4 protein-coding genes are annotated in these 6054 nt (G+C 69.5%); 3 read left to right on the forward strand and 1 reads right to left on the reverse strand.

Features of this window, described 5'->3' with window-relative positions:
• Window positions 1-99: 99 nt before the first annotated feature.
• Window positions 100-1542 carry a leucyl aminopeptidase gene (locus JNK30_RS12970; protein WP_293482711.1) on the reverse strand — a complete coding sequence of 481 codons (1443 nt, stop codon included), beginning with the start codon at window positions 1540-1542 and terminating at the stop codon, window positions 100-102.
• Between the two features lie 136 nt (window positions 1543-1678).
• Here JNK30_RS12970 and lptF point away from each other — a divergent pair, with 136 nt between their 5' ends.
• The 3 genes from lptF to JNK30_RS12985 all read left to right on the forward strand — a co-directional run.
• On the forward strand, window positions 1679-2815 hold the full coding sequence (gene lptF, locus JNK30_RS12975; RefSeq protein WP_293482713.1) for an LPS export ABC transporter permease LptF: 1137 nt from the start codon (window positions 1679-1681) through the stop codon (window positions 2813-2815).
• Window positions 2812-3909: an LPS export ABC transporter permease LptG gene (lptG, locus tag JNK30_RS12980; protein WP_293482715.1), complete on the forward strand. Its 1098-nt coding sequence runs from the start codon at window positions 2812-2814 to the stop codon at window positions 3907-3909. Before lptF ends, lptG begins: the two co-directional genes overlap by 4 nt.
• Window positions 3910-3991: 82 nt before the next feature.
• Window positions 3992-6054, forward strand: a 2063-nt coding sequence (locus tag JNK30_RS12985) for an LPS assembly protein LptD (RefSeq protein ID WP_293482717.1), incomplete at its 3' end; no start/stop codon positions are given.

Below are 6054 nucleotides of genomic sequence, written 5' to 3' on the forward strand. Positions count from 1 at the left end.
ATCGAAGCACGCGAACAATCCCCTTAAGCACCGGGGGACCACCGGCATGGATCCCCCGGACGAGCCGGGGGATGACGTGGGCGGGGGTGCGACGCCCCATCACCCCTCGTACTTGTCGCGCACCATGCGGTTGAGGAGCCGCACGCCGAAGCCCACGGCGCCGTCCGGCACGGTGGGGACCGACGAGGGCTTCTTCCAGGCGGTCGAGGCGATGTCCAGGTGCGCCCAGGGGACGTTGTTCACATACCGCTGGAGGAAGAGCGCCGCGGTGATCGAGCCGCCCGGCCGGCCGCCGGTGTTCTTCATGTCGGCGATCATGGAGTCGATCTGCTTGTTGTAGGCGTCGGGCAGCGGCATGCGCCACAGGCCCTCGTCCTCGGCCTTGCCGGCCTCGAGCAGGTTGGACGCGAGCTCCTCGTTGTTGGCGTAGCAGCCGGCGAGGTCGTTCCCCAGCGCGATGATGATGGCGCCCGTCAGCGTGGCCAGGTCGACCATGAACTTCGGCTTGAAGCGGTCCTGGCAGTACCAGAGCGCATCGGCCAGCACGAGGCGGCCCTCGGCGTCGGTGTTCACCACCTCGATCGTCTGCCCGGACATGGAGGTCAGCACGTCGCCCGGGCGGTAGCTGTTGCCGTCGGGCATGTTCTCGACGAGGCCCAGGATGCCGATGGCGTTGACCTTGGCCTTCCGGCCCGCGAGGACGTGCATGACGCCGGCGACCGTGCCCGCGCCCCCCATGTCCCACTTCATGTCCTCCATGTTCTCGGCCGGCTTGATCGAGATGCCGCCGGTGTCGAAGCAGACGCCCTTGCCCACGAAGGCGATCGGCTGGGCCGACTTGTCGGCGGCGCCCATCCACTTCATCACCACGAGCTGGCTTTCGCGGATGCTGCCCTGCCCCACGGCCAGCAGCGAGCCCATGCCGAGCTTCATCATCTCGGCCTCGCCCAGGATCTCGACCTCGAGGCCGAGGGTCTCCAGCGCCTTGGCGCGCCGGGCGAACTCGGCGGGGTAGAGAACGTTCGGCGGCTCGGAGACGAGGTCGCGGGTGAAGCTGATGGCGTCGGCCAGGGCGGCGAAGTCGGCGAAGGCGGTCAGCGTCCCGTCGGGATCGTCCGCGGCGACCTCGGTGCGCAGGATCGACGGCTTCTTCTCGGCCGGCTCCTTGGTCCGGTAGCGGTCGAAGCGGTAGCTGGCGAGCCGCACGCCGAACGCGGCGTTGGCCGCGAGCGCGCCGGCGCCTTCCACCCGCAGCACCTCCAGGCCCGACGCCTTGAGGGCGTTGTAGGCGGTGGCGGCGGCGTTCTCGGCCCCGACCGCGTCGAACGCCTCCCGCTTGCCGGCGCCCACGAGGACGAGCCGGGCGGCGTCGGTTCCCTGCGGCGCCAGGATGTCGAGCGTCTGGCCCTTGCCCCCCGTGAAGCGGCTCGCGGCGACCGCCTGGGCGACCGCGCCGGTGTGGGCCTCGCCCTCGAAGACGATGCGGGCCACGGCGCATTTCGCAGGAACAGCGGCGCCCGCCGCGACGAATTGGATATCCATGATCTCTTCTCTCGAGGTCTCGGCTTAGGTCTCTGGGCCGCCGACGTAGGGTTGTTGTCTGGCGAAGCGACGCATGGTTTAGAACAGGTCCGCCGCCGGGGCGCGACTAAATCTCCGGGCCATTCGATTTTCGCAAGTGCGCCTCATTGATCGATATCTCCTGCGCCAGTTGCTGGGGCCGGTGGTCCTGGCCACCCTGGCCCTGACGTCGGTCGCGCTGCTCTCTCAGAGCCTGGCGGGGCTCGACCTGATCGTGAACCAGCGCCAGAGCGCGCTCGTGTTCCTGAAGGTGACGCTGCTGTACATGCCGCAGCTCATCAACCTGATCCTGCCGATCGCGGTGTTCGTGGCGGCTCTGGTGGCGCTGAACCGGCTGCACACCGAGCAGGAGATCGTGGTCTGCTTCGCCGGCGGCATGAGCCGCTGGCGCGTGATCAGCCCGGCCATGCGGCTGGCGGCCACGATCGCCTTCCTGGCGCTGCTGATGAACCTGTTCGTGCAGCCCGCCTCGTTCCGGACCCTGCGCCAGGAGCTGTTCGAGGTGCGGACCGACCTGGCCGCCACCCTGGTGCGCGAGGGCGAGTTCACCGAGCCGACGCCCGGCCTGACCGTCTACGCGCAGAGCGTCGACGGGCAAGGAAACCTCCGCAACCTCTTCATCCACCAGGTGAAGCCGGACGGCTCGACGAGCACCTACACGGCCGAGCAGGGCCGCGTCGGGCGCGCCCAAGGTCGGCCGGTGCTGTTCATGCGGAACGGCTCGAACCAAGAGCTGTCGAGCCGCAGCGTCCTGAACTACCTCACGTTCGACGAGTACATCTTCGACCTCGCGCCGCTCTCGCGATCCGACGAACTGATCCACTACAAGCCGTCGGACCGGTGGCTGCACGAGCTGTTCTTCCCCGACCTGCAGCAGGACTGGGAACGGCGCAACCGGCTGGAGCTGCTGGCGGAGGGCAACGCCCGCATCGCCTCGCCCCTCTACAACATCGCCTTCATGGCGCTGGCGCTGAACGCCATCATCGGCGGGGGCTTCTCGCGGCTGGGCTACGGCCGGCGCATCGTGGTGATGGGCGCGATCGCCGCGGCGGTCCGGCTGGTCGGCTTCCAGATCCAGTCCGCCTGCGAGGACGAGGCCTGGCTGAACGTCGCCCAGTACCTGACGCCGATCCTGGCGACCTGGCTCGCCCTGGCGCAGATCTTCCGCCAGAAGGTGAGCCGCCACATCGACATCACCAAGCAGCCCCTGCACCTGACGGGCGCCCGCGCATGATGGGGCGGATCGAGCGCTACATCCTGGGCTACACGCTGCTGGGCGTGACCGCGGCGCTCGCCATCATCTCGTCGGTGGTGCTGCTGATCCAGTTCGTCGAGCTGACCAGCCAGGTGGGAACCCGGGCCGACGTCGGCGCTGACTCGATCTTCCAGCTGACGCTGCTGAAGATCCCCTCGATCATCCAGATCCTCCTGCCGTTCTGCTTCCTGTTCGGCGGCATCGGGGCGTTCGTGGGCCTGAACCGGCGCAGCGAGCTGGTGGCCATGCGCGCGGCGGGGGTTTCGGCGTGGCGGTTCATCTGGCCGTCGGCGGCGGGCGCATTCGCGCTGGGCCTGGTCGCTGTGGGCGCGCTCAACCCCCTCGCCGCCGCGCTCAGCGCCCGGTTCGAACTCGAGCGCGCGCGTCTGATGGAGAACTACCTGGGCGACGCGCCGCAGGACATCTGGCTGCGCCAGGGCGACGAGAAGAGCCAGATCGTCATCCACGCCAAGGACCGCGACGTGCGGCGGGGCGTCGTGACCCTGCGCGGCGTCTCGCTGTTCATCTACGAGAAGAGCCCGCGCGGGCAGCCGGAGTTCCGGCGGCGGCTGGAGGCCGAGGAGGCGACCCTGCTGCCCGGCCACTGGCGCCTGCGCAACGTGCGGGAGGCGACGGCGGGCGCCTCGTCGATCCGGTCGGATTCGCTGTCCATCCGCTCCACCCTGGACGAGGAGGCCGCCCTGGAGCGGCTGGCCTCGCCCGAGGCGATCGGGTTCTGGCGGCTGCCGCGGGCCATCCAGCTCACCGAGCAGGCCGGGTTCTCGGCCAACAGCTACCGGCTGCGCCTGCAGCAGCTCCTGGCGACCCCCCTCCTCTTCGCGGCCATGTCCGTCCTGGCCGCCGCCTTCTCGCTCCGGCTGACGCGCCTGGGCGGGCTGGCGGGGCTGGCCGGGACAGGCGTGGCGCTGGGCTTCGTCATGTTCTTCTTCAACCAGTTCGCCGGCGCGCTGGCCAAGGCCGACATCATCCCGCTGTTCGCTGCCGCCTGGGCTCCGGCGGTGGTCGCGCTGCTCGCCGGGGTGAGCCTGCTTTGCTACACCGAAGACGGTTGAATCGTTCGCCTGCGGAGCTATGCATCGCAGGCCTGCAACAAGAGACGCCGCCGCGGCGCGTCACTGGGGATCGAGAGGGTTGATGGTTCCGCGTCGGCGTTCGCCGCGAAGCGCAGGCAAGCGCGCCCTTCTGGCGAGCGCGGCGGTCGCCCTCCTGTGGTCCTCGGCCGTCCAGGCCCAGACTCCGCCCGCGGCCCCGGCCCGGGCCGACGGGCTGAAGCCGGACGAGATGTACATGGAGGCCGACGAGGTCGTCCGCGACGACCAGAACGGCGTGACCACCGCGCAGGGCAACATCGAGGTGCGCTACAACGGCCGCACCCTGCGCGCCGACCGTCTGGTCTACGACGACAAGACCGGGGTGATCCGGGGGTTCGGCAACATCGTCATCGTCGAGGCCGACGGCTCGACCGAGTTCGCCAACGAGATCGTGCTGGACGACGAGATGAAGGCCGGCGTCGCGCTGGGCTTCTCGGCGCGTCTGCAGGAGAACGTGAAGATCGCCGCCGCCAGCGCGGCCAAGCGCAGCGACACGATCCAGGAGCTCAACAAGGCGATCTACACGCCGTGCGAGATCTGCGCCGCGGACGGGACGCCGAAGACGCCCACCTGGTCGATCGCCGCCGAGCGGGTGGTCCGGGACAAGAAGCGGCGGATCGTGACGTACCGCAGCGCGCGCTTCCGGCTGTTCGGGGTCTCGGTGGCCTACCTGCCGGTGTTCTGGCACGCCGACCCGGACGCCCCGCGCTCGTCCGGCTTCCTGGTGCCCAAGGCCTCGGTTTCGGACCGCCGCGGCCTCTCGTACGAGCAGCCCTACTACCTGGTGGTCTCGCCCTCCACCGACCTGACGATCAGCCCGCAGATCAACTCCAAGATCGCGCCGTTCCTCAACGGCCAGGTGCGCAAGCGCTTCTACTCGGGCGACGTGGACATCCGCTTCGGCTACACCCACGCCCGCGACTTCGACGGCAAGGGCAACGAGCTTCCGGGCACGTCCACCCACAGGAGCTACGTCCTGGGCCGGGGCGCCTTCCAGATCGACGAGAAGTGGCTGTGGGGCTTCACGGCCGAACGCGCCTCGGACGACCTGATCTTCGACAAGTACGAGGTGGGCAAGGTCTACGACACGCGCGGGCCGTACATCGCCGACGACCGCCGCCTGATCAGCCAGATCTACTCGATCCGGCAGGACCAGCGCTCGTACTTCTCGGTCGCCGCGATGACCATCCAGGGCCTGCGGCCGGGCAACTTCGATCCGGCCACGGGCTTCGCCTCGGGCGAGAACGACCGGATCTTCCCGGTCATCGGTCCCCTGGTGGAGGGTCACTACGAGCCTGCCGGCACGGTGGCGGGCGGCCGGCTGCGGGTGCACACCAGCGGCGTCGTGCTCAGCCGCGAGCAGTCCCAGTTCTTCCCGGCCGCGCGCCTGCCCGGCCTGGACAGCGCCCGGCTGACCGGCGAGGTCGACTGGCGCCGCTCGTTCACCTCGGCCGCCGGCCTGCGCTTCTCGCCGTTCCTCAACGCGCGCGCCGACGCCTATCGGATCCAGGACATCCTCACCGGCGTCGGCTCGACCACGCGGAAGGACGAGATGACCCGGGGCCTGGCGACCGTCGGCCTCGACATCAACTACCCGTTCTTCAAGCGGCTCAGCGACGCCACGGTGATCGTCGAACCGATCGCGCAGATCGCCGCCTCGCCCAACGCCAAGCAGGTGATCATCGGCCGCACCGCGGCGGGCGATCCGATCTACCTGAACGAGGACTCCGTCGCCTTCGAGTTCGACGAGACGACGCTGTTCCGCTCGAACAAGTTCCCCGGCTACGACCTCTACGAGGACGGCGTGCGCCTGAACGTCGCCGGCCGCGCCACCGTGATGTGGGACGACGGGCGGCGGGCCAACGTGCTGGTCGGCCGCAGCTTCCGCACCGAGGAGAACGCCGTCTTCACGAACCGGTCCGGCCTGCGGACCAAGGCGTCGGACTGGGTGGTGGCGGCCGACGCCCAGCCCATCCGCGGCCTGTCGGTCTTCGCGCGGGCCCGCCTCGACAACGACACCCTGGACGTCCATCGCCTGGAAGCCGGCCTGAACACCTCGAACAAGTACGGCTCGGGCTTCGTCCGCTACCTGACCGACGACTTCGA

Origin of the sequence: Phenylobacterium sp., from assembly GCF_016793225.1 — a bacterium.
Classification (GTDB): Bacteria; Pseudomonadota; Alphaproteobacteria; order Caulobacterales; family Caulobacteraceae; genus Phenylobacterium.